At 55.5% G+C, this 21,677-nt stretch carries 27 protein-coding genes; 15 read left to right on the top strand and 12 right to left on the bottom strand.

Features of this window, described 5'->3' with window-relative positions; all coding sequences use genetic code 11:
* Window positions 1-657 carry a GntR family transcriptional regulator gene (locus ACR0JR_RS16555; protein WP_238528745.1) on the bottom strand — a complete coding sequence of 219 codons (657 nt, stop codon included), beginning with the start codon at window positions 655-657 and terminating at the stop codon, window positions 1-3.
* Between the two features lie 51 nt (window positions 658-708).
* Complete coding sequence (locus ACR0JR_RS16550; RefSeq protein WP_480457083.1) at window positions 709-1,095, bottom strand: YciI family protein; 387 nt, start codon at window positions 1,093-1,095, stop codon at window positions 709-711.
* A gap of 84 nt (window positions 1,096-1,179) precedes the next feature.
* Between ACR0JR_RS16550 and ACR0JR_RS16545 the strand changes: the two genes are divergently transcribed.
* Genes ACR0JR_RS16545 through ACR0JR_RS16500 form a run of 10 tightly spaced genes read left to right on the top strand, consistent with a single transcriptional unit; the run spans window position 1,180 to window position 9,390 of the window.
* Window positions 1,180-2,064 (top strand): fumarylacetoacetate hydrolase family protein, encoded by an 885-nt coding sequence (locus ACR0JR_RS16545; protein WP_480457082.1) that lies wholly within the window; start codon window positions 1,180-1,182, stop codon window positions 2,062-2,064.
* Window positions 2,061-2,726, top strand: a complete 666-nt coding sequence (locus tag ACR0JR_RS16540) for a malonic semialdehyde reductase (RefSeq protein WP_480457080.1) — start codon at window positions 2,061-2,063, stop codon at window positions 2,724-2,726. The genes ACR0JR_RS16545 and ACR0JR_RS16540 overlap by 4 nt, the downstream gene beginning before the upstream one ends.
* A gap of 12 nt (window positions 2,727-2,738) precedes the next feature.
* Window positions 2,739-3,200 (top strand): OsmC family protein, encoded by a 462-nt coding sequence (locus ACR0JR_RS16535; protein WP_480457079.1) that lies wholly within the window; start codon window positions 2,739-2,741, stop codon window positions 3,198-3,200.
* Window positions 3,201-3,233: 33 nt separating this feature from the next.
* Window positions 3,234-4,307 (top strand): C4-dicarboxylate TRAP transporter substrate-binding protein, encoded by a 1,074-nt coding sequence (locus tag ACR0JR_RS16530; RefSeq protein ID WP_480457078.1) that lies wholly within the window; start codon window positions 3,234-3,236, stop codon window positions 4,305-4,307.
* Between the two features lie 30 nt (window positions 4,308-4,337).
* On the top strand, window positions 4,338-4,889 hold the full coding sequence (locus ACR0JR_RS16525) for a TRAP transporter small permease subunit (protein WP_480457077.1): 552 nt from the start codon (window positions 4,338-4,340) through the stop codon (window positions 4,887-4,889).
* Window positions 4,886-6,190 (top strand): TRAP transporter large permease subunit, encoded by a 1,305-nt coding sequence (locus ACR0JR_RS16520; RefSeq protein ID WP_170771305.1) that lies wholly within the window; start codon window positions 4,886-4,888, stop codon window positions 6,188-6,190. The genes ACR0JR_RS16525 and ACR0JR_RS16520 overlap by 4 nt, the downstream gene beginning before the upstream one ends.
* A gap of 10 nt (window positions 6,191-6,200) precedes the next feature.
* On the top strand, window positions 6,201-7,067 hold the full coding sequence (locus ACR0JR_RS16515) for a dioxygenase family protein (RefSeq protein WP_010437379.1): 867 nt from the start codon (window positions 6,201-6,203) through the stop codon (window positions 7,065-7,067).
* Window positions 7,068-7,088: 21 nt separating this feature from the next.
* Window positions 7,089-7,895: an amidohydrolase family protein gene (locus ACR0JR_RS16510; RefSeq protein ID WP_480457076.1), complete on the top strand. Its 807-nt coding sequence runs from the start codon at window positions 7,089-7,091 to the stop codon at window positions 7,893-7,895.
* Complete coding sequence (locus tag ACR0JR_RS16505) at window positions 7,892-8,269, top strand: hypothetical protein (protein WP_480457075.1); 378 nt, start codon at window positions 7,892-7,894, stop codon at window positions 8,267-8,269. Before ACR0JR_RS16510 ends, ACR0JR_RS16505 begins: the two co-directional genes overlap by 4 nt.
* Window positions 8,266-9,390, top strand: a complete 1,125-nt coding sequence (locus ACR0JR_RS16500; RefSeq protein WP_480457074.1) for a cytochrome-c peroxidase — start codon at window positions 8,266-8,268, stop codon at window positions 9,388-9,390. The genes ACR0JR_RS16505 and ACR0JR_RS16500 overlap by 4 nt, the downstream gene beginning before the upstream one ends.
* Window positions 9,391-9,403: 13 nt before the next feature.
* On the opposite strand, the gene ureG is transcribed toward ACR0JR_RS16500, so the two are convergent.
* From ureG to ACR0JR_RS16455, 9 genes are all read right to left on the bottom strand, one after another.
* The gene (gene ureG / locus ACR0JR_RS16495) at window positions 9,404-10,090 is read right to left on the bottom strand and encodes an urease accessory protein UreG (RefSeq protein WP_480457073.1); all 687 of its coding nucleotides are present in this window, start codon (window positions 10,088-10,090) and stop codon (window positions 9,404-9,406) included.
* Window positions 10,087-10,740 (bottom strand): urease accessory protein UreF, encoded by a 654-nt coding sequence (locus ACR0JR_RS16490; protein ID WP_480457072.1) that lies wholly within the window; start codon window positions 10,738-10,740, stop codon window positions 10,087-10,089. Before ACR0JR_RS16490 ends, ureG begins: the two co-directional genes overlap by 4 nt.
* Window positions 10,724-11,176 (bottom strand): urease accessory protein UreE, encoded by a 453-nt coding sequence (locus tag ACR0JR_RS16485; RefSeq protein WP_480457071.1) that lies wholly within the window; start codon window positions 11,174-11,176, stop codon window positions 10,724-10,726. Before ACR0JR_RS16485 ends, ACR0JR_RS16490 begins: the two co-directional genes overlap by 17 nt.
* 28 nt (window positions 11,177-11,204) lie before the next feature.
* On the bottom strand, window positions 11,205-11,429 hold the full coding sequence (locus ACR0JR_RS16480) for a hypothetical protein (RefSeq protein WP_170771246.1): 225 nt from the start codon (window positions 11,427-11,429) through the stop codon (window positions 11,205-11,207).
* A gap of 121 nt (window positions 11,430-11,550) precedes the next feature.
* Window positions 11,551-13,311 (bottom strand): urease subunit alpha, encoded by a 1,761-nt coding sequence (gene ureC / locus ACR0JR_RS16475; RefSeq protein WP_480457070.1) that lies wholly within the window; start codon window positions 13,309-13,311, stop codon window positions 11,551-11,553.
* Window positions 13,286-13,618 carry an urease subunit beta gene (locus tag ACR0JR_RS16470; protein WP_480457069.1) on the bottom strand — a complete coding sequence of 111 codons (333 nt, stop codon included), beginning with the start codon at window positions 13,616-13,618 and terminating at the stop codon, window positions 13,286-13,288. Before ACR0JR_RS16470 ends, ureC begins: the two co-directional genes overlap by 26 nt.
* The gene (locus tag ACR0JR_RS16465; RefSeq protein ID WP_010437456.1) at window positions 13,615-13,776 is read right to left on the bottom strand and encodes a hypothetical protein; all 162 of its coding nucleotides are present in this window, start codon (window positions 13,774-13,776) and stop codon (window positions 13,615-13,617) included. The genes ACR0JR_RS16470 and ACR0JR_RS16465 overlap by 4 nt, the downstream gene beginning before the upstream one ends.
* Before the next feature lie 18 nt (window positions 13,777-13,794).
* Window positions 13,795-14,097, bottom strand: a complete 303-nt coding sequence (locus ACR0JR_RS16460) for an urease subunit gamma (RefSeq protein WP_010437457.1) — start codon at window positions 14,095-14,097, stop codon at window positions 13,795-13,797.
* Window position 14,098: 1 nt separating this feature from the next.
* Complete coding sequence (locus tag ACR0JR_RS16455; protein ID WP_480457068.1) at window positions 14,099-14,914, bottom strand: urease accessory protein UreD; 816 nt, start codon at window positions 14,912-14,914, stop codon at window positions 14,099-14,101.
* Between the two features lie 396 nt (window positions 14,915-15,310).
* Here ACR0JR_RS16455 and urtA point away from each other — a divergent pair, with 396 nt between their 5' ends.
* From urtA to urtE, 5 genes are all read left to right on the top strand, one after another.
* Window positions 15,311-16,591 (top strand): urea ABC transporter substrate-binding protein, encoded by a 1,281-nt coding sequence (gene urtA / locus ACR0JR_RS16450; protein ID WP_170475578.1) that lies wholly within the window; start codon window positions 15,311-15,313, stop codon window positions 16,589-16,591.
* 61 nt (window positions 16,592-16,652) lie between these two features.
* Complete coding sequence (gene urtB, locus ACR0JR_RS16445) at window positions 16,653-18,605, top strand: urea ABC transporter permease subunit UrtB (protein WP_480457067.1); 1,953 nt, start codon at window positions 16,653-16,655, stop codon at window positions 18,603-18,605.
* A gap of 3 nt (window positions 18,606-18,608) precedes the next feature.
* Complete coding sequence (gene urtC / locus ACR0JR_RS16440) at window positions 18,609-19,838, top strand: urea ABC transporter permease subunit UrtC (protein ID WP_480457066.1); 1,230 nt, start codon at window positions 18,609-18,611, stop codon at window positions 19,836-19,838.
* Window positions 19,835-20,575 carry an urea ABC transporter ATP-binding protein UrtD gene (gene urtD, locus ACR0JR_RS16435; protein WP_480457065.1) on the top strand — a complete coding sequence of 247 codons (741 nt, stop codon included), beginning with the start codon at window positions 19,835-19,837 and terminating at the stop codon, window positions 20,573-20,575. Before urtC ends, urtD begins: the two co-directional genes overlap by 4 nt.
* Window positions 20,576-20,578: 3 nt before the next feature.
* Window positions 20,579-21,274, top strand: coding sequence for an urea ABC transporter ATP-binding subunit UrtE (urtE, locus tag ACR0JR_RS16430; RefSeq protein ID WP_480457064.1), 696 nt, complete (start codon window positions 20,579-20,581; stop codon window positions 21,272-21,274).
* Window positions 21,275-21,420: 146 nt separating this feature from the next.
* Here the strand turns inward: urtE and ACR0JR_RS16425 are convergent, their stop codons facing one another.
* The gene (locus ACR0JR_RS16425) at window positions 21,421-21,591 is read right to left on the bottom strand and encodes a hypothetical protein (RefSeq protein ID WP_480457063.1); all 171 of its coding nucleotides are present in this window, start codon (window positions 21,589-21,591) and stop codon (window positions 21,421-21,423) included.
* Window positions 21,592-21,677 lie beyond the last annotated feature (86 nt).

Below are 21,677 nucleotides of genomic sequence, written 5' to 3'. Positions count from 1 at the left end.
TCAGGGCTCCATCTGGCTGCTAAGGTACTCACCTGTTCGGCGGTAGTGATCGATTAGGTGCCGAGTTGCGCCGTCTGCGTCGTGATTTAATGCGGCGTCCAAGATTTGCTGATGTTCGGCGGCGATGTCTCGTTTTTTGTAACTCGACCCGCCGGCTGCCAGATAGCGGTAGCGAATGTTCAGGTCGTAAAGCTGCGAGCAATACCGCAGCAGCAACGGCAGTTTCGAATTGTCCAACAAGGCCATATGAAACGCCTTGTGAGCGTCCTCAAAGTCTTGTGCCCCGTTCTGGCTGGCCTTTTTCATATGATGGTGACGCAAGACAAGCCGGTCTTCCCAGGCCGCATCCGCATTGGTGATGGAAGCGCGCAATGCGGTTTCTTCAAGGTTGCATCGAAGCAGAAGGATTTCCTCAAAGTTACACTTGCTGACTGGCGCTGCCCGAAATCCGCGCTGATCAATCCGCTCGACCAACATGTCCGAAGTCAAAAGGCTAAGCGCTTCCCGAACTGGACTAGCGCCAGTGTCCAAAAGCCCGCGAAGCTGTTCGATCTTGAGTTTTTGACCCGGAGGTAATTCGCCGGTCAGGATTAATTCGCGCAGCTTTCGATACGCTCCATGAGTGGCTGATGTCTCTTTGCCCTCAGTATCAAGCATGGCGTCCATATCCGACTGTTCCTATTTCGCGGCAAATACTCTTGAGTGCACTTAACTGAAGGCACTCGTTCCAGTCGATAGACCAACTGAAATGTTCAGCGAGCCTTCGTTGATCAACCAGCGCCGAAGTACAAAACTACGTGCCCCACTTTTGTGCATAGGATCGTCTTCGGCCAGCTTCCGGGCGGATTCAAGGCTGTCGGCGCGATAGATGATCAGTCCCATCCCCTGCATATGCTCTCCAGTTTCATCCGACATGGGGCCTGCAAAAGCCAGCTGCCCCAAACGTTCCAGCTGCGTCTGATACGCCAAGTGATCTGGCAGTGACGCCTTTACATCATTCGGCGCTTTGGCTGGCGTGCTGAGCGCGACGTAAAGCTCCAAAGCAAGCGCACCGCGGCTTTTTGCTTCTGATTTGTAGTCTGCCCAAGTAACCATTTGCTATCTCCAAAAATATCGATATTATTTGACATATGGCAAAATAGTCGGCAAAAATCAAGCGAACTGACATGGATGGTGAAAATGAAATACCTGGTGGGAGAGACTTCGGAAGGCACGGCGGTTTTTGCTGTAGACGGTAAAAACGCAGTGAATCTAACGGCTTTGGACCCTGCCGTCGGTTCGGATTTGATGGGTTTGATAGCCAAGCCTGAACTGGCCGACTCACTTGCCAGCAAAATTGACGCGGCAGACAGTGTGCCCGTGTCTTCCATCACTCCGGCATTGCCCGTTGCTGCTCCCGGAACGATTATTTGCATGGGGTTGAACTACACGGACCACATCAAGGAAGGCGGGTATGACATCCCGGAATATCCGACGCTGTTCATGCGCGGGAAGAATTCGATCATGGCGGCAGGGCAACCTATGGTACGGCCTGCCTGTTCCCAGAAGCTCGACTACGAAGCCGAACTTATGCTGATCGTTGGAAAACGCGGCCGCCATATCTCGGAGCAGGACGCACTGGATTATGTCTTTGGCTACACTGTATTCAACGATGGTTCGCTGCGGGACTATCAGCGCAAAACCGTTCAGTGGACACCCGGCAAAAACTTTGATGACACGGGCGCGATCGGCCCTTTCACCGTAACGCCGGATGAGTTGCCCGAAGGGGCATCAGGTCTGAAGATCGAAAGCCGTGTGGGTGATGAAATCCTTCAAAGCTCGAATACCGCCAACATGATTTGGGGGGTTTGTCAGGTCATCGCGACGATTTCGGAATATACTACTCTGGAGCCGGGGGATCTGATTGCGCTGGGTACGCCGCCCGGTGTCGGACACGCCAAAAAGCCCAATCCCCGTTGGCTGAAGCCCGGCGAAACCGTTGAGGTCGAGATTGAAGGCATCGGAATCTGCGCCAGCCCAATCATTGACGAAAAGGACGCCAAGTCCAAGGTGGCTGCAGCATGAGCGCACCAACCGGAGCAGAGCTGGAGGCACTTCGCGCTAAGGCGCAGCAAGATCACCGCGATCTGCGCGCGCGCATTCCACGCTTGTCGGATGACGCGATCGCCTTGATCCTGCGCGAATCCAGATCGCACTACGCGTGGACCAACAAGCCTGTTTCTGACGAAATACTTGAAGAGATCTACGACATCACGATCAACGGCGCGACCAGCATGAATACGTTGCCCGCGCGCTTCGTTTTCGTGAAAAGTTCTGAAGGGAAAGAGCGGCTTGCAAAGTCTTTAAAGCCGAAGAATGTGCCAAAGATGATGGATGCTCCGGTCACGGCGATCATTGCCTATGACATGGACTTCTGGAAGGAACTGCCCTTTCTTTTCCCGCACGAAGACCGTCGGCCATTGTTCGAAAACAAGCCCGACTACGTGGCAGACACGGCCTTTCGAAATGGCACGCTTCAGGGCGCTTACTTCATGATTGCGGCCCGGGCGGTCGGGTTGGACGTCGGCGCCATGTCAGGTTTTTTGAACAAGATCGTCGATGAGGAGTTCTTCGCGGGTACGACGCTCAAGTCCAATTTTCTTTGCAATCTGGGCTACGCGGACGAGACCGGATTGTTCCAGAAGCTTCCACGTTTTCCCTTCGAAAAGGTCTGCACTTATGCATGAGGAGGTGACGCAATGGCCATGAATGTAAAACCCGTCGTGACCTATCGGACAACGGCCCAGTGCCCGACACATGCGCGCACCGAAATTCCCATCCGCGATCTGAACGTCACAATCGACGAACCCGTCGAGCGCGGCGGCACCAATCAAGGGCCCTCTCCGACGGAAACCGCCATGGCCGCGCTGATCGCCTGTACGAATGTCATCGGGCACAAGAACGCACATCGGTTGGGGGTCGACCTCGGCGCTGTGACAATCGACGCGAAATGCAGGCTGGATCGGCGCGGTGTCCTGATGGAAGAGGAGATTGATGTTCCGTTTCCGGAAATCGAACTCACCGTGAATTGTGAGACACCCGCCAGTCAGGAGGAGCTGACACTCGTGGGCGAGGAGTCAGCCAAGTATTGCGCCATTGCAAAACTGTTCGAAGCGGCAGGCACTGACCTGACCGTCAACTGGGTCAAAACAAACAAATAAAGACAAAAGACCCAACTTTCTGGGAGGAGAGAAATGAAAAACTGGACCAAACGCAGCCTAGTGGGCGCTGCTCTGGCGGGCGCCATGGCGATGCCCCTCGCGGCAGAAGAGACCATCTCTGCTGTCGTAATTGATGGCTATCCCGACCGCGCGTTGTGGGTGAAAGAATTCACCAACTTCTTCATTCCAGAAGTGGACAAGCGGTTGGCCGATTCCGGCAACTACAAGATGAGCTGGCAAGAGAACTACGGCGGTTCGATCGTCAAGCCCAAGGGTGTTCTGGAAGGTATTCAGCTGGGATTAGGAGACATTGGCATCGTTACCACAATCTTCCATTCTTCGAAGCTTCCCAGCCAAGGAATATCGGGCTCGACACCTTTTGTGGCATCGGATTCCCGCGCCGTCGCCAAGGCTGTTGATGAAATCGCTCGTGAATACCCGGCGATGCAAAACGAGTTCGCCGCACAGAACCAAGTTTATCTTGCTACCGGCGTTGTGCTCGACACCTATCAAATCTTCTGCACGGAACCTGTTTCTTCGGTTGCCGATCTTGAGGGCCGCAAAATCGCGGGAGCAGGCCTGAACCTGCGTTATCTTGAAGGGATCAAGGATGCCGCTGGTGTACGCGGGGGACTAACCGATTTCTACAACATGCTTCAAACCGGCCTGGTCGACTGCGGCATGCTTTGGCCCGAAGCCGCAAAGACGTTTAAGATCGCGGAAGTAGCGCCGTACATGCTCAAGGCTGATCTGGGAGCAGTGAATTCCAAGACCATCACCGTCAATGCCGACTACTGGGCTAGCCTCCCGGACGAAGTCAAAGAAGTGTTAAAGGCCGTCGCCATCGACTACCGTGACCATGTCGCCGGCATCGCGATGGACCGCGCCGCTGCTTCGCGGGATGCGTATGTAGAAGCGGGTGGAACAATCGTTGAGGTTTCGGACGAAGACCGTGCCGCTTGGGCAAACGCCATGCCGAATGTCGCGCAGGAATGGGCCGCGACGCTGAACGATAACGGCGAGCAGGGCACAGAGATGCTGGCCGCTTACCTCGGCAAGCTTCAGGATGCCGGATTTACCGGTGTGCGTGACTGGACGGCTAAATAACCGGTTGGCGATCCACGAAAGGGGCCTTTCATGCTGAAGACCGCAGTTGCTGGCTTGTCTCGGGTCGCCAATTCGCTTGCAATCGCTGCCAACGCTTTGGGTACTATCGTTGTCCTTGCGTTGGTGGTCATTCTGAATATTGACGTCATCGCGCGTGGCCTGTTTTCAGCCCCTCTGCGCGGGACCTACGAGATGGTCCAGTTTTCGGTCGTGATGATCGTTTTCTTGCAGTTGGCCGACGTCGTCAGAGTGGATCGGCTGACGCGCTCAGACGGGTTCCTGAACCTGCTGCACCATCGCCGCCCGGGTGTGACAGCCAGCCTGAGGTGCATCATCAACGCCATATCTGCAATCTTCATGGCCTTGATTGCGTATGTGACCTTCCCAGAGTTCCTGCATATGTGGGAGACGCAGGACTACTTCGGGGTACCCGGTCTTTTCACATTGCCATGGTGGCCGGTCAAACTGGTCATCGCGTGCGGTACTGCGCTTGCCTGCGTGATCTTCCTGCTTAAGGTCGTCACGGCGCAGGACCGCCCGCAGCTTGTCCGCACCCCTGAACATGACGAGGCCGCAGAATGACGCCGATTGAGATTGGCCTGATCTCGGTCGTTGCAATCGTCTTCCTGATCTACGCTGGCGTCTACATTCCGATTGCTTTGGGCGTGGTCTCCTTCGTGTCGATCTGGCTGATGCGAGATAACTTCACGCTTGCGCTCAATCTGCTGAAGGTTGCGGTGGGCGACAGCGCGATGGAATACAGTTTCGCGACCATCCCGTTGTTTACCTTTATGGGGCTCATCGTTTCAAAAGCGGGACTAGGCAGGGACATTTACGAAGTCATGACCATGCGGTTCCGCAAGGTCAAAGGCGGTATCGGAATGGCGACCGTCGGAGCCAATGCCGTGTTTGCGGCCGTTACCGGGTCGTCCATTGCGTCCGCATCAGTGTTCACCAAGGTCTCGGTCCCGCAGATGATGGCGCAGGCATATAATCCACGTTTTGCTGTTGGCGTGGTGGCCGGGTCGTCGGTTTTGGGGATGATTATTCCACCCTCGGCGATGCTGATCATCTATTCCTTTGTCGCTGAGCAGTCCGTAGGGGACATGTTTCTGGCGGGGGTAATACCCGGTATCATGCTGGCGATAGCTTATGTGGGCGCGATCTGGTTGATGGGCCGCTTCACACCTGCATTTGTGGGCGGCCGGGTCGTTGAAGACACCGAATGGATGTCCAGACGCGAGATCGCATCCAAGACCCTGCCCACATTGTTCATTATCACGGTAGTGCTCGGTGGCATTTACACAGGATGGCTAACCGCTGTCGAGGCGGGTGCCGCCGGGGCACTGGTTGCGCTCGTGATCGCCGTCGTGCGCAAGTCCATGACACCAAGAGCGTTCTGGGACGCGTTGCTGGAAACCGGTCACATTACAGCGGCGATCTTGTTCCTGATTACGGCGGCTTCGATCTATAGTCGCATGCTGGGGCTGGCCGGGCTGCCCAATCAGTTGCAGGATTTGCTCGCGGGAAATTCCGCGTCCTTTTGGTCGATCATGCTGCTCTACGTTCTCTTGATGCTTTTTCTGGGAACTTTGCTCGATACGGCGTCCATCATTCTGATCGTCGTCCCGCTGTTCCTGCCCATGGCCGAAGCCCTGGACATGTCGTTGATCTGGTTTGGCATAATCACTGTGGTCGGCGCCGAAATCGGGCTTTTGACCCCGCCTTTGGGCATATCTTGCTTCGTCATCAAATCGACGATCAACGATGACCGAATATCGCTCAAGGATGTGTTTATGGGCGCACTTCCCTTTGCGTTCGTGATGCTGATCGTTCTGTTTATTCTGATCGAGTTCCCGATCCTCAGCCTTGCCCTGATTTAAGGAGGCCCAGATGCGCTCTGTCACCAAAGACAATATCACCGACGTGTTCATGGGATACCTGTCCAAGGACACCGATCCGCGGATGAGAGAAATCATGGGGTCACTGGTCAAACACCTCCACGACTTCGCGCGAGAAACCAACTTGACACATGACGAATGGCGCGCCGGGATTGCGTTTCTGGAGGGATGCGCTGCCGTGGAATCAGAGGACAGGCATGAGTTCGTGCTCGCCTCGGATGTGCTGGGCCTGTCGTCATTGGTGGATATGTTGCATTCAAGTTCTGATGCAACAAGTTCGTCCGTACTTGGCCCTTTCCATGTCTCTGGCGCGCCGCCTCTGCCATTCGGCGGGGATATGAAGCGCCACTACGGTGGGCCTGTGCTGCTTGCTGAAGGCGTGATCCGGGACATCGATGGTAATCCGATTTCCGGTGCTGAGCTGGATATCTGGCAAACCGCACCGAATGGAATGTATGCAAGCCAGGACGAAGAACAGGACACCTATTCTTTTCACGGCCTGATGACTACCGGTGACGACGGTAAGTATGCATTCACGACCGTCAAGCCAGTTGAATACACGGTACCGTCAGATGGGCCGGTCGGGGATATCCTGCGCGCCTGCGGCCGCCATCCCTGGCGACCTTCGCACCTGCACTATATCGTCAAAGCTCCTGGCTTCCGTTCTTTGGTCACTGAGATTTTCCCCGACGACGATCCTTATTTGGATCAGGATACAGTGTTTGGTGTTCGGGATGATCTGGTGATGACCTATATTGAAAGGCCAGTTTCAGAATTTCCTGATGGCATGGAGCTTTCTGGTAAGATCACTGAACCTTTCTTGCACGTGAAGTTCGATGTGAAGCTTGCCAAAGTCTGAACGATATTGAGGAGGCTTGAGGTGCTGAAACATATCTTCATATTTGGTGCCGCGCTGATTTGCAGTAGTGCTATCGCAGAAGAGCGCCCGATCTTTGACGCGCATATTCATTACAGCCACGATGCCGTCAAACTGGTTCCTCCCGAACAGGTGGCCAAAATCCTTCGAGATGCGGGCGTTCGTAAAGCCCTGGTCTCCAGCTCTGATGACAATGGTACTCAGCTGTTGTTGGCCGCGGCACCGGACATTGTTGTTCCGGCACTGCGCCCTTACCGGCGTCGCGGTGAAATCAGCACCTGGATGCACGATGAAACCGTAATCGAGTATCTGGAAGCAAATCTGGCAATGAACAAGTACGAAGCCATCGGTGAGTTTCACGCTTACGGCGACGATATCAAAACGCCGGTCATCCAACGTATGATTGCACTAGCCAAAGAGCGGAACCTCATCCTGCATCACCATGGTGATCGAGAGGCAGTTGACCTGATCTTCGAAACCTGGCCTGAAGCTCGGGTCTTGTGGGCGCACTCTGGCTTTGATGATCCAGCGAGCGTTGTTGACGCGCTGGACACCTATCCCAGGCTTTGGGCCGATCTGGCGTTTCGTTCCGACATGACCTCACGAGGCCGTATCGACCCGGATTGGAAGGCGGCTTTCGAAGCCCATCCGGATCGTTTCATGGTCGGCACGGACACATTTGCGCCGGAACGTTGGTATTACGTAGGACCTCATGCCGATTTTTCGCGTGAATGGCTGGATTTGCTGCCGGACCAGATTGCGGACAACATCGCCTATGCCAACGCAGAACGTTTGCTGGCATCAGAATGATCCGCAGCGCTGTCTGGTTTATGATTTGGTCCAGCACGGCTTTTGCTTGTGACGTAACTGGGCAACGTATGAATTCGGAAGTTCAAAACGCACCCGAGGTTTATCTGTCCGTCGATGAAATCCCGTTGGCTCGACCGTTTTCCGTACTGGTTTCTATTTGTAGTGAAACTGACGTGGGCCAGATGCGTGTGGATGCAACCATGCCCGCACATCGACATGGTATGAACTATACCCCCAAAGTTACCGCCTTGGGCGGCGGAGCGTTCCGCGTTGATGATATGCTGTTTCACATGCCGGGTTTGTGGGAGCTGCAGGCCGATGTCGACATCAATGGCCAATCAATTTTCTATACGTCAGAAATTACGCTGAAATGAAACTGTGGTTTACAGCTGCGTTAATAGCCCTGACAGGTGCAGTGCGTGCAGAGGTCTTGTTATCTGTAGACGAAATTGAACAAACGCTTTCCTTTGGGCCTTGGCCACCATCCTTCCATTCGGACCCAAGCAATAGGGTTTCGAACAATGCCAGAGCGATCGCGCTTGGAGAGGCCTTATTCAACGATCCGGTGTTGTCCGTCGACGGTGCATTTTCTTGTGCAAGTTGTCATGATCCTGAACAGGCATTTACAACGCCAGAGGCGCGTGCGCTCGGCCGTGTACTGTTAGATCGAAACACTCCATCGCTGCGGAACCTGGCCGGACTCCGCTGGTATGGTTGGGGTGGCAAAAGCGATAACCTTTGGGCAGCTAGCCTGCATCCGATCATTGAAAAACAAGAGATGGCCCACAGTGCCGATAGCCTAAAAACTGCTATCTCAGAAAGTACCTACATTGATGAATTTGAAGCCACGTTTGGCGACATTCAGGTTCAAGATTCAGAGCTTGTGCTGGTGAACATTGCCAAAACTCTATCCGCCTACTTGGAAACTTTGGCTACGGACCGGACACAGTTTGACGATTTCCGCGATGCATTGGAGAATCAAGATCTAGCAGCGGCTGCGAGCTACCCCGAAGCTGCACAGCGAGGTCTTCAGCTGTTCATAGGGCGTGGAAACTGTGTGTTGTGCCACAATGGTCCGAGATTTTCCAACAACGAGTTCCACGACGCTGGAGTGCCATATTTTCTGAATGAAATCGAGGTTGACGAAGGGCGGTTCGCTGGGCTGAACTTTTTATTCTCAAGCCCCTACACACTGGACGGCAACTGGAATGATGATCCGAAGAGACAAGGTGCTTGGGCGGTTCGAAATGTACGAAGGAACCATTCTGATTTTGGAACCTTCCGCACGCCCAGCTTGCGGGGAGTGTCTGAAACCGCTCCGTACATGCATGACGGCAGCCTAAGTGATCTGAACGCAGTCATCCGGCATTACAGCAAAATCAATACGGAAAGGCTGCACGCCGACGGTGAAGCCATTCTCTCGCAATTGAATTTGTCTGAGCAAGAGATTGCAGACTTAGTTGCGTTTTTGATGACGCTGTCCAAGTCGCCTTAACAAAGCACTGGTTTTAAGGACTTGGGATTGGGCTAATTGGCGAGCAATCTTGGCCTCTTCGTCCCTGGGACAAATTCGCTTCCGAAATCTTTAAACCTCCCCCTTTCACGAGCAGATCCACAATTTCGTCGACCCCGCTTCTGTGGCGAAGTGACGAGAACAAGAAGGGCCGTCCTTTACGCATTCTTTGCGCATCACGTTCCATAACCTGCAGCGAAGCGCCAACATGCGGCGCAAGGTCGGTCTTGTTGATAACAAGGATGTCCGATTTCGTAATCGCCGGCCCGCCTTTCCTGGGGATTTCTTCGCCTGCGGCGACATCAATCACGTAGATGGTCAGATCCGCCAGTTCCGGGCTGAATGTGGCCGATAGATTGTCGCCTCCGCTTTCAATCAAAACAACGTCGAGATCCGGATGGCGTGTCTGCATTTCCGCGACAGCGGCCAAATTGATCGAGGCGTCTTCGCGAATTGCTGTATGCGGGCAACCACCCGTTTCGACGCCGATGATCCTGTCCCGCGGCAGGACCTGCATGCGCATTAGCGCTTCGGCATCTTCCTGCGTATAAATGTCGTTGGTTATAACGCCCACCGAGCAGACATCGCGCAACGCCTCAGACAAGGCGGCGGTTAAAGTGGTTTTTCCGGCGCCTACCGGACCACCAATACCTACGCGAAGCGGGCCGTGCATACTCGTCATGTGCGAAATATCCTCGAATATTGTGTTTCGTGTTTCATGGACGCGATGTCCGCCAAAAACGTGGTAGAGCTTAACTCGTCCAAACTTGCCTTTTGTGCTCTTTCAGCAATCTGGGAACACAGCGGCGTCAGTTGGCGGATCAGCCTTTGAGCATCAGTCTGTCCCAGTGGCACAAGGCGCGTCGCACATGCGACAAGGTTGCTTGCGAATGCTTGCAGAAACATCTTGGTCGTCAGCAGCAATGGAAGGTTTTGTAGTCTTGCAGACCGACCAATCGAGACGGGGTAAGTGAACCGCTTAAGGTCCAATCCCCAGACACCTTTGGTGACATTCCCGAAGGCCTGTCCCAGCAAATTGGTTTCCATGAGCCTTTCGGATGTCGCGCAAAAAGCCCTCGCCGTGACATCGACGTTGATCAATTCATCTTTGTCCAGCGCATTGAAGGCCGCCACAACGAACAGAGCATCATTCCACCCAGAGCCATATTCCAGCACATCTGAAATCCAGGCTTCGGTATCCTGAGAATTCGCGACAGTTCCCCGGTCAATCGCTGCCTCAAGCCCGTGAGAGTAGGCAAACCCCCCCACAGGATAGGCGGGTGACAACCATTGGGTCAGTGTCAGGACATCGGCGTCAGTGGGTGTGGCCATGGGTCCTGCCGTGGCCATAGGCCCCGCCTTCGGGGGTAAACGGCTCGTGCACCTTTCGCACGGTAGCCCCTATTCTGAGAAGCATGTCTCGGATAACGTGATCGACCTGGATCATCAGGCGATCCTTTTCGATCTGACAAGGCGTATGGCGATTGCCGATATGCCATGCGATGCGCGTCAGGTCCGGGGCAGTTACCTCCAGCAAAGCTTCGCGTGCAGCTTGTATTTCTACTTCGCGGCCGTCATCCAAGATTAACGCGCCGCCGTGGTTCAATGAGGTCGTTTGTGCCAGATCGATGAGGATCTGCTCGCCGCTTTCGCAGGTAAGAACCTTGCGGCGCAAAAAGCGGTCATCATAAGTCAAAGACAAGCAGTCTGTCGGATCGCCGTGTGTGTGATCCGAGTATTGGCGGGCGGTGCAGAGCAGGGCGGTCATACCATCGCCTCCTCTGCAACGGAAACGATCAGAGCCAGATCGAATCCGCAAAGACCCGGTGCACGATCCGTTCGCGCGTCAGACCACGGTTTTTCAGCTCTTCGTCGCTGAGCGATTGCAGAAATTCGACTTGCCTGACACGCGATTGGGCTTGGGCCACGCTGATCAAAGCCGAGTAGATGGATGACCCGATGGATGCGATCAGACCGGGCAGCGAAAAGCGTGAGTTTGTCTGTGTTGCTGAGTGTGCCATTTGAACCCTCGTAAACGGTGGTCCTCCCATGGGGTTTAATATTTGTCATGTCGGCCTCACTTAGTAGAGCGTGTTTGGTCATTTCTGCCTTGCATGTGCCGCAACGCAGCACACTTTTTGATCAGAATAAAAAGTATCGCTGTGCCATGGGCAGCGTTTCGGCGGGTTGGCAGGTTAGCAGTTCGTCATCTGCCCGGACCTCGTAGGTTTCCGGGTCAACTTCGACATGCGGCGTCGCGTTGTTCAGCAGAAGATCCTGCTTGCCAATTTCTCGTGTGTTTTGGACGGCGACGGTCTGCTTTGCCAATCCCAGTGTATCACCGATCCCATCCGCATGGGCCGCCTGCGAGACAAATGTGATCGCCGAGTTTTCCACCGACCGTCCGTAAGCGCCAAACATTGGGCGACTATAAACCGGCTGCGGTGTAGGGATCGACGCGTTGGGATCGCCCATCTGCGCGCAGGCTATGGTGCCGCCCAGCAGAACCATCTCGGGCTTTACACCGAAAAAGGCCGGGTTCCAAAGAACCAGGTCGGCGCGTTTGCCTTCTTCGATACTACCAATCTCGTGGCTCAGGCCATGTGCAATGGCCGGGTTGATGGTGTATTTCGCAATATAGCGGCGGACGCGAAAGTTGTCGTTCTCACCGGTTTCCTCGGGCAGACGCCCGCGCTGTTTCTTCATCTTGTCCGCGGTTTGCCACGTGCGGATCAAAACCTCTCCGACCCGACCCATGGCCTGACTGTCTGATGCGATAATGCTGAACGCGCCCATGTCATGCAGGATATCCTCGGCCGCAATCGTCTCGCGCCGGATACGGCTTTCGGCAAAGGCCACGTCCTCGGGGATGGATTTGTCGAGGTGGTGACAGACCATCAGCATATCCAGATGTTCCTCGACCGTGTTCACGGTGAAGGGCCGCGTCGGGTTCGTCGAAGACGGCAGAACGTGGTTCTCGCCGCAGATCTTGATGATATCCGGGGCGTGGCCACCGCCCGCACCTTCGGTGTGGAAGGCGTGGATTGTGCGACCCTTTATGGCCGCCACGGTGTTTTCGACAAAGCCTGATTCATTGAGTGTGTCAGTGTGGATCATAACCTGTACATCCATCGCGTCTGCCACCGACAGGCAGCAGTCGATGGCGGCAGGGGTGGTGCCCCAATCCTCGTGCAGCTTCAGAGCGCAGGCACCGGCTTTGACCTGCTCTTCAAGAGCTGGGGGCAGCGAGGCATTGCCCTTGCCTGCAAACGCTAGATTCATCGGAAAAGCATCAGCCGCTTGCATCATCCGCCCGATATGCCATGGGCCAGGGGTGCAGGTGGTCGCCAACGTTCCATGCGCTGGACCGGTGCCGCCACCCAGCATAGTGGTCAAGCCGGAATGCAACGCGTCTTCGATCTGTTGCGGGCAAATGAAGTGGATATGACTGTCGAACCCACCTGCGGTCAGAATGCGACCTTCGCCTGCAATGATCTCGGTACCGGGACCGATGATGATGTCCACGCCGGGTTGAGTGTCGGGGTTCCCGGCCTTGCCGATCCTGGCGATACGCCCGTCTTTCAACCCCACATCCGCTTTGTAGATGCCGGAGTGATCGACGATCAGCGCGTTGGTGATCACCGTATCCACCGCCCCTTCGGCTCGCGTGAACTGAGATTGCCCCATCCCATCACGAATGACTTTGCCACCGCCGAACTTGACCTCTTCCCCGTAAACGTCTTCGCGGTGGCCGGTTTCGCTGAAACGGGCTGCCGTTGCGCGCTCAACAATCAGATCTTTCTCGACCTCGATTATCAGATCCGTATCTGCCAATCGTACTTTGTCGCCGACCGTGGGGCCGAACATGGAGGCATAGTCACTCCGGCTGATCTTGCCCGGCATCTTTCAAAGCCCCCATGATGTGCATATTGAAACCGTAGATGTGACGGCGCCCGTCATATGGCACCAGAATAACCTCGCGAGTCTGACCCGGCTCAAATCGCACGGCAGTACCTGCAGGGATGTCTAATCGCATCCCCAAGGCCGCATAGCGATCGAAATCCAAGGCGGAGTTCGCTTCGGCGAAATGGTAATGGCTACCGACCTGCACGGGTCGATCACCGGTATTGGCGACAACAACAAGACGACTGTTGCGTCCTGCGTTGAGCGTCAGTGAACCCTCGGCGGGTATGATCTCACCGGGGGTCATTTTGGCAGCTTCATTATCACCGTGATGGCGATGACCGCGATCAATGCTAGCCCTGCTGCAAGCAGGGCATAGTCACTGCTATGAGCGTGAACATGGGTGTCCGAATGGGCCACGGCCGGACTAGCCAGAATAAGAGCGGGAAACAGCATGCGGTACATGGGAAACTCCTCTGAAGTTTAACGAATAGGGTTATGAACAGTCACAAGCTTGGTGCCGTCCGGGAAAGTGGCTTCGACCTGCACCTCGTGGATCATCTCGGGCACGCCTTCCATGCATTGGTCGCGGGTGATCACTTCAGCCCCGGACTGCATCATGTCGGCGACTGAACGGCCGTCGCGCGCGCCCTCGACCACGGCGTCGGTGATCAGGGCGATAGCCTCAGGGTGGTTCAGTTTGACGCCGCGGTCCAGCCGTTTGCGGGCGACCTCGGCGGCCATGGCGACCAGCAGTTTGTCTTTTTCACGAGGTGTCAGGTTCATGTCAGAGCATCCAGCATCGGGGGAGTGTGTCTTTGTTCAGTTTGCGAAGAACCGGCATTAACGTCCGGCGAAGGGTAAAGCTGTTTTGGGCCAGAACCCGCGTGACGAGCAGGTCACTGCCGAGCAGGGTCGCCCCGGCGTCCTCCGGCAGCAATTGGCGAACAGAATCCAGATGACCCTCCGCTGCCTTCGACGCAAAGACGATCAGTGCCATCGCTCCCGCGCCGTTCGCTATATACGGTCCGGAGAAATGCTTGTGCCAGTCACCAGAGAATCGAATCGCATCCAAAAACACTGGCGTCCCTGCGCGCCGAATCTCAATCCGGTCGCGCAAACGAATGTTGGTCAGCGTCTCACCCATGGCGGCGCGACCGAAGATCAGCGGCTCGACCATCAGCATCTCGGCATCCGGCGCCATATCAATCCTGAGGCGTCGATCCAATGCGCTGCCATTGAACAGAATGGTCTCTTGCGGCAACCAGTTCAAACGGGCCCCAGCCCCGGCCGTCAAAAGATTGGTAATCTGGCCACATTCGGCGGGTTGGGCCTTATAGGCCCGCTCGCAGGCTTGAGTTGTTAAGGTCAGCGCCGTACCTTCCGCAGCCTTGCCAGAAAATCGGAACGAATCCCCTCCGGTTACGCCGCCTGCTGTATTTAGGAGAACCGCATCAAGATCAGACGTCGTGGTTCTGGGAAACAGGCATTTAAATGACCCGGACTGGTGAAACGTGTCCAGCACCGTCTTTTTGCCCAGTTTCTTGGTGCTCAGGCTGACGGCACCTGCAGCACGTGGCGGCACCGCGCTGTGCGTGGGCAATATGACTGCAGCTTGTGTAATTGGGCACCTTTAGAGCGTCGGATCGTGCGACTTGTTTCTCTGTTGAGGCGCCGGAACTCTAATCTACAGTGTCGAAAACTGTATATTTCCATGTCGTGTGGCTAAATTTTAGACAGTGGTGTCAGCGCGAGATCAAAAAATGGGCACATCTCACTGATTTCCAGAATCGAGGCAAACGTACGTTGCCAAGCATGCTGCAATGCAGAAACCGTATGGGTGCCACCGCGGAAAGAATTCGTAGGGTGTGTGACGGCTGCGCGAATTGGACCTCGATCACAACCGCCACACGGAACGCAACAACAGTTGCGGGGATCAGGTAGATGAAGAATGCGCAATTGCGCAAGCCTTCTCTGCTGACCTCGCCAGGAGGATTAGATGAAATCGCTCAAATCCACGCTCGCCGGATCAGTAGTATTTGCTGCCATGGCCACCGCTGCGCTGTCGGCCGAAGACACTATTAAGGTCGGAGTACTGCATTCGCTCTCGGGTACGATGGCAATCTCGGAAACGACGCTGAAAGACACGATGCTAATGCTGATCGATCAACAAAATGCCAAGGGCGGTTTGTTGGGTAAGCAGCTTGAGGCCGTTGTAGTGGATCCCGCATCGGACTGGCCTTTGTTCGCGGAAAAAGCGCGTGAACTTCTCACTGTGCATGAAGTTGATGTGATTTTTGGCAACTGGACTTCGGTCAGTCGTAAGTCAGTCCTGCCGGTGATCGAAGAACTGAACGGCCTTCTATTCTATCCGGTACAGTATGAGGGTGAAGAAAGCTCGAAAAACGTCTTCTACACCGGAGCGGCCCCGAACCAGCAGGCGATCCCTGCGACCGACTATTTCCTGGAGGAACTGGGGGTCGAGAAATTCGCTCTGCTCGGCACGGACTATGTCTACCCCAGGACTACCAACAATATCCTTGAAAGCTATCTGAAGCAGAAGGGTATTGCTGATGACGATATCTTCGTAAACTACACGCCTTTCGGCCATTCCGACTGGTCCAAGATCGTGGCTGACGTGGTCGCGCTGGGCGCGGATGGGAAGAAAGTCGGTGTGATCTCGACCATCAATGGTGACGCCAATATCGGCTTCTACAAGGAACTAGCAGCGGCCGGTGTGTCGGCAGATGACATTCCAGTCGTGGCCTTCTCGGTCGGTGAGGAAGAACTGTCCGGTCTGGATACCACGAACCTCGTCGGTCACCTTGCCGCTTGGAACTACTTCCAATCGGCCGACACTGACGTCAACGCAGAGTTCGTTGAGACATGGAAAGCCACCATGGGTGATGAACGCGTGACCAACGATCCGATGGAAGCGCATTACATCGGCTTCAACATGTGGGTAAATGCCGCGACCGAGGCCGGCACGACCGAAGTCGATGCTGTACGCGCGGCGATGTACGGGCAGGAGTTCCCGAACCTGACCGGTGGCACTGCTGTGATGTTGCCGAACCACCACCTCGCCAAACCGGTTCTGATCGGCGAGATTCAGGAAGACGGCCAGTTCGATATCATCAGTGAGACTGATGTCGTGCCGGGTGACGCGTGGACTGATTTCCTTCCGGAGTCGGCTGTGCTGGTCTCGGATTGGAAAGAGCTGGGCTGCGGTATGTACAACACCGAGACCAAAACCTGCGTTCAGACACTGTCGAACTACTAACGGACACGCAAGGCGGGTTTGTTCGCCCGCCTTGCCACAAGAGACATTCGGGTTTCACCACATGGTACGACTATTCCTTGCGGGCCTCGCAATTCTGTGCGCCTGCCTGACCGCCAACGCGCAAGAGGCCGGTCTGCAACCGATCCTGCAAGAACATCAGGAGATCATCGCCAAAAGCTCGCGCAAGACGATCAAACCAGCGATCGATGCAATTGCATCGAGCGGCTTGCCTCAGGCGCAAGTGATGCTTGAGACGTGGGCCGCCAAGAATATGTGGATGCGCAAGTCTGACGGTCTGTTCTTTTCTGGCCAGAAAGGTGAGGGGCGGTCGTATGAATTGACCGACTTCGACACCGGAGAAGTCGTCGGCACGTTCGAGAAAACCGAGCTTAAGCAGTTGAAACCCAACAGCGGTATCCGTGCGATGATCGGGGCCGCTCTGGTCCGGTTCCAACTGACCGATCCGAATCGCGCGAAACGTCTGGCGGCCCTGCAATCCATCCAGCGCGATCCCGAAGGGGCCTTGCTGGAGCCGCTGCGCGCGTCCATTGAAGCTGAACCAGACGCGGCGTTGAAAGCGCAAAAACAGCGGCTGGAACGGTTGCTGACCATTAGATACGACGCGGATGTTTCGGCCCGAGTGACCGCTATTGAAGAGATGTCCGATGATCTAGGGGTCGATGTCCGCGCGGCGCTAAACCCTCTGGTCGTGACCAAACTGCAAACGGCGGCAGACCTGCCGTCCGACGTGAATATCGCCAATCTCCTGCAACCCGGATCGCATGACCTGTCGCGTGATGCGGCCTATGATCTGCTGGTTGCCAGCGACCTGGCCGCGCCGCGTGTATCACCCGATGACATTCGCGCGGCATTGGCCGCTAATATCGACGGAGGTCGCGTGGGAGGTATTCCGGTCGTGCAACTGAACACCGACGCCGCCCGCGCGCAGGCGTATGCGGAATTAGCTGAAGCCCGAACCGTTCCGGCGTTGATCACGCAAACTGATGTCGACATCGCGCTGGACTCCCATGTGTTCTTTGAAATCTATGCAGAGCCGTCGTCCGAAGTGACCGCAGCAGCCAAGAAGGCACTGGAGCAGATCGAGCTGAAGGTCGGCCTGAACCAGACGCTCGACCTGACGCTGGACGCGATCTCACTGGCGTCGATCTATTTCCTTGCCGCCATTGGTCTGGCCATCACCTTCGGCGTGATGGGCGTGATCAACATGGCCCATGGCGAGTTTATTATGATGGGCGCCTATACCGGATACGTGGTGCAGCAGTTTATCCCTGACCACACGCTTTCGATCATCGTGGCAATCCCCATGGCCTTTGCCGTGACATTTGCCATGGGCGTCGCGATGGAGCGGCTGGTGATCCGCTGGCTCTATGCCCGGCCGCTTGAGACGCTGCTGGCGACCTTCGGAATTTCGATTGCGCTGCAACAACTGGCCAAGAACATCTTTGGAACGCAGGCCCGCCCACTGACCGCACCGGGATGGCTGGATGGGGCGTGGGTGCTGAACGATGTGGTCTCGATCAGCTACATCCGCATCGCGATCTTTGTGCTTGCGATGATCTTTCTGGGACTCTTCCTCTACATTATTAAGCGCACGCGGCTCGGGCTTGAGATGCGCGCGGTGACGCAGAACCCGCGTATGGCGGGGTCGATGGGGATCAATCCGGGGCGCGTGAATATGCTGACCTTCGGGTTGGGCTCGGGTATCGCCGGGATCGCCGGGGTTGCGATTGGTCTGTTCGCTAAGGTCACCTCGGACTTGGGCAGCGACTATATCGTTCAAAGCTTCATGACCGTGGTTGTCGGCGGCGTCGGCAATATTTGGGGTGCGCTGGCGGGTGCCGGAATGATCGGCTTTCTGCAAAAAGGGATCGAGTGGATGAACCCGTCGAACACTCTCGCGGCCCAAACCTACATGATCATCTTCATCATCATTTTCATCCAATTCCGGCCGCGGGGCATCATCGCCCTCAAAGGCCGCGCCGCGGGGGATTGAGCCATGGATCGTAGCTTTGTCGCCAAGAACCCCTCGGTGCTGGTCTTTCTGGCGATCCTGTCTCTGTTTACCCTATGCGTGACGATCCTGTCCGAAGGGTTCGGGATCGGCGTAATTTCGACCAGTTTCGTCAAAACGCTGGGCAAGACCCTGTGCCTCTGCCTGATCGCAGTGGCGATGGATCTGGTCTGGGGCTTCACCGGCATCCTGTCGCTAGGTCACTTCGCCTTCTTCGGGCTGGGGGGCTACATGATCGGCATGTGGTTGATGTACGAACGCACCCGCCTGATCGTGGTCGACTCGCTGGCACAGGCCGAAATTCCACCGACTTCAGCCGAGGTGGTGGACGCCATCGGCACACAAATCTTTGGCGTTGTCGGATCGTCGGAATTTCCGTTGATCTGGGCTTTTTCCCATAGCCTGACACTGCAACTGATCCTAATTGTGCTAGTCCCTGGTCTTCTGGCGCTGATCTTCGGATGGTTGGCCTTCCGGAGCCGCGTCACCGGTGTGTACCTATCGATCTTGACACAGGCGATGACGTTGGCACTGGCCCTGTACCTGTTTCAGAACGACAGCGGCTTGCGTGGCAATAACGGCTTGTCCGGCCTGCAGAATCTGCCTGGTGTCTCCGCCTCGCAGGACGTGGTGTCGATCTGGTTCCTCTGGGCTTCGTCACTGGCACTGGGGTTAGGTTATTTGCTCGCTGCGTGGATCGTGTCGGGCAAATTCGGCTCGGTCATTCGCGGCATCCGCGATAACGAGGCGCGGGTGCGGTTCCTTGGATACTCGGTCGAAGTCTACAAACTGGCCGTCTTCACCCTGACTGCTTGTATCGCGGCCATTGCTGGCGCGCTTTATTACCCGCAAGCGGGCATCATCAACCCCGAGGAGATGGCCCCAATCGCCTCGATTTATTTGGCCGTCTGGGTCGCAATCGGTGGACGAGGTCGCTTGTACGGCGCGGTAATTGGCGCAGCTTTTGTCAGTCTTCTGAGTACGTGGTTTACGGGCGGGCAGGCCCCGGATATTTCGCTTGGGTTTTACACGATCAAATGGGTCGACTGGTGGCAGGTTCTACTGGGCGTAACTTTCGTGTTGGTTACGTTGTTCGCCCCGCAGGGCATCGGAGGATTGTTCGACTTGTGGACCGACCGCCGCCACCCGGACAGGCACGGGGCAAATCTGGGACCGGATGACGGAGCCCTGCGAGAGAAGGAGGCCATCGAATGAGCACTTTGCTTGAGGTTAGCGGCGTTTCGGTCACTTTCGACGGTTTTCGTGCTATCAACAACTTGTCGTTCCAGATCGGCGAGGCCGAGCTTCGCGCCGTGATCGGCCCGAACGGGGCAGGCAAGACCACATTCATGGATATCATCACAGGAAAAACTCGGCCCGATAATGGACGCGTCATCTGGGGCAAGAAATCCGTATCTTTGCTGAGAATGTCCGAAGCAAAAATCGCGCAGGCTGGCATCGGGCGGAAGTTTCAGAAGCCGACGGTTTTCGAAGACCAGACCGTACACGGAAATCTGCTTATGGCGCTTCAGAACAAACGCGGTTGGCTTCGCGTTCTCTTCTATCGACCCTCCAAAGACGATTTGCGGAAAGTTGACGATCTGAGCGTCGAGATCGGTCTGCACCAGCACCTAAGCCGCAAAGCTGGCGAACTGAGCCACGGTCAAAAGCAGTGGCTGGAAATCGGCATGCTGCTGGCACAAGAGCCACGACTCTTGCTGGTGGACGAACCTGCCGCTGGGATGACCCCCCAGGAGCGCGAACACACGACCAAATTGCTGGTTCAGGCCGCCAGAACCCGCGCTGTGGTCGTGGTGGAACACGATATGGAGTTTGTCAGACGTCTGAATTGCAAAGTCACGGTTTTGCACGAAGGGTCGGTCTTGGCTGAAGGTAGTCTTGATCACGTGACTTCCAATCAGGACGTCATCGACGTTTATCTGGGGCGCTAAGCAATGCTTAAACTGACCGATCTGACTTTGCACTATGGGCATTCGCAAATCCTCAACGGGATTTCCATGGAAGCCAGACAAGGTGAAGTGACTTGCATCATGGGGACCAATGGCGTCGGGAAAACCTGCCTGATGAAAGCAATCTCGGGGACGCATCCACGCTCGGGTGGCAATTTGGAACTGGATGGGGAACCTTTGGGTGTCCTGCCTGCTCATCAAATGGCGTGGAAAGGTGTGGCTTATGTTCCACAAGGTCGTGAGATATTTCCTTTGCTCACAGTTCGCGAAAATCTTGAAGCGGGGTACTCCTGTCTGCCAGCCAGCGAACATTTCATCCCAAATGAAGTTTTTGATATGTTCCCGGTACTCAAGCAAATGCAAAACCGTCGCGGAGGTGACCTTTCTGGCGGTCAACAGCAACAACTGGCGATCGCGCGGGCACTAATAACGCGACCACGCCTGCTTCTGTTGGACGAGCCGACCGAAGGTATTCAACCCAACATCATCCAACAGATAGGCGAAGTGATCCGGCACCTCAGAACCACGAGCGGAATGGCAATCATTCTAGTGGAGCAATACTTTGACTTTGCCTATGACCTTGCCGACAGTTTTGTCGCGTTGCGACGTGGAGAAGTCTTGATCAACGGCACTAGAGAAGACGTGACACGCGATGAGTTGTTGCAGGCCGTTACAGTCTAGCGCTGATACTTGAAATTAGTTTCAGGATTGAAGAATGAAACGCAAAACTTGGCTTAATTTACGCTCGAGATATGGTCTGATCCTCTGAACACGTTCAATTGAAACTGTATTTTCTTCTGAAATCCCGTCGTTCGATGTCTTCTTCCTTAAATGGCGAGTATTTTTTGATCAGATGTAGCCAACAGATGCCAGTAAACCGCGCTATTTATCGCGTTGCTGACTTGGCGCTCATCGAGCCGCATCTCCAGATGGATGCTAAGCGAAGCGATCAGCCCTGTCTCCGCAGGGTCGGCTTCGGGCTCAGAGCCGCCTTTCACTGCGTTGTCAAACGCACTTACTGCCCTCAAGGTCTGCTGAGCGGGACAAAGCGCCAGTTCGTTGCCATCGCAAATGATGCCCGCTT

It is taken from the genome of Ruegeria sp. AA3 (assembly GCF_056542905.1).
The sequence above is the reverse complement of the archived record's forward strand: the minus strand, read 5'-3'. Positions and strand labels throughout refer to the sequence as shown.

Bases quoted from the DNA above. Each gene is read 5' to 3' on its own strand.
- ACR0JR_RS16530 (WP_480457078.1), top strand. From the start codon at position 3,234: ATGAAAAACTGGACCAAACGCAGCCTAGTGGGCGCTGCTCTGGCGGGC.
- ACR0JR_RS16470 (WP_480457069.1), bottom strand. From the start codon at position 13,618: ATGACCCCCGGTGAGATCATACCCGCCGAGGGTTCACTGACGCTCAAC.
- ureG (WP_480457073.1), bottom strand. From the start codon at position 10,090: ATGACGAGTATGCACGGCCCGCTTCGCGTAGGTATTGGTGGTCCGGTA.
- ACR0JR_RS16550 (WP_480457083.1), bottom strand. From the start codon at position 1,095: ATGGTTACTTGGGCAGACTACAAATCAGAAGCAAAAAGCCGCGGTGCG.
- ACR0JR_RS16505 (WP_480457075.1), top strand. From the start codon at position 7,892: ATGATCCGCAGCGCTGTCTGGTTTATGATTTGGTCCAGCACGGCTTTT.
- urtA (WP_170475578.1), top strand. From the start codon at position 15,311: ATGAAATCGCTCAAATCCACGCTCGCCGGATCAGTAGTATTTGCTGCC.
- ACR0JR_RS16535 (WP_480457079.1), top strand. From the start codon at position 2,739: ATGGCCATGAATGTAAAACCCGTCGTGACCTATCGGACAACGGCCCAG.
- ACR0JR_RS16515 (WP_010437379.1), top strand. From the start codon at position 6,201: ATGCGCTCTGTCACCAAAGACAATATCACCGACGTGTTCATGGGATAC.
- ACR0JR_RS16485 (WP_480457071.1), bottom strand. From the start codon at position 11,176: ATGACCGCCCTGCTCTGCACCGCCCGCCAATACTCGGATCACACACAC.
- ACR0JR_RS16480 (WP_170771246.1), bottom strand. From the start codon at position 11,429: ATGGCACACTCAGCAACACAGACAAACTCACGCTTTTCGCTGCCCGGT.
- ACR0JR_RS16540 (WP_480457080.1), top strand. From the start codon at position 2,061: ATGAGCGCACCAACCGGAGCAGAGCTGGAGGCACTTCGCGCTAAGGCG.
- ACR0JR_RS16500 (WP_480457074.1), top strand. From the start codon at position 8,266: ATGAAACTGTGGTTTACAGCTGCGTTAATAGCCCTGACAGGTGCAGTG.
- ureC (WP_480457070.1), bottom strand. From the start codon at position 13,311: ATGCCGGGCAAGATCAGCCGGAGTGACTATGCCTCCATGTTCGGCCCC.
- ACR0JR_RS16465 (WP_010437456.1), bottom strand. From the start codon at position 13,776: ATGTACCGCATGCTGTTTCCCGCTCTTATTCTGGCTAGTCCGGCCGTG.
- urtB (WP_480457067.1), top strand. From the start codon at position 16,653: ATGGTACGACTATTCCTTGCGGGCCTCGCAATTCTGTGCGCCTGCCTG.
- ACR0JR_RS16525 (WP_480457077.1), top strand. From the start codon at position 4,338: ATGCTGAAGACCGCAGTTGCTGGCTTGTCTCGGGTCGCCAATTCGCTT.
- ACR0JR_RS16490 (WP_480457072.1), bottom strand. From the start codon at position 10,740: ATGGCCACACCCACTGACGCCGATGTCCTGACACTGACCCAATGGTTG.
- ACR0JR_RS16545 (WP_480457082.1), top strand. From the start codon at position 1,180: ATGAAATACCTGGTGGGAGAGACTTCGGAAGGCACGGCGGTTTTTGCT.
- urtE (WP_480457064.1), top strand. From the start codon at position 20,579: ATGCTTAAACTGACCGATCTGACTTTGCACTATGGGCATTCGCAAATC.
- urtC (WP_480457066.1), top strand. From the start codon at position 18,609: ATGGATCGTAGCTTTGTCGCCAAGAACCCCTCGGTGCTGGTCTTTCTG.
- urtD (WP_480457065.1), top strand. From the start codon at position 19,835: ATGAGCACTTTGCTTGAGGTTAGCGGCGTTTCGGTCACTTTCGACGGT.
- ACR0JR_RS16460 (WP_010437457.1), bottom strand. From the start codon at position 14,097: ATGAACCTGACACCTCGTGAAAAAGACAAACTGCTGGTCGCCATGGCC.
- ACR0JR_RS16555 (WP_238528745.1), bottom strand. From the start codon at position 657: ATGCTTGATACTGAGGGCAAAGAGACATCAGCCACTCATGGAGCGTAT.
- ACR0JR_RS16520 (WP_170771305.1), top strand. From the start codon at position 4,886: ATGACGCCGATTGAGATTGGCCTGATCTCGGTCGTTGCAATCGTCTTC.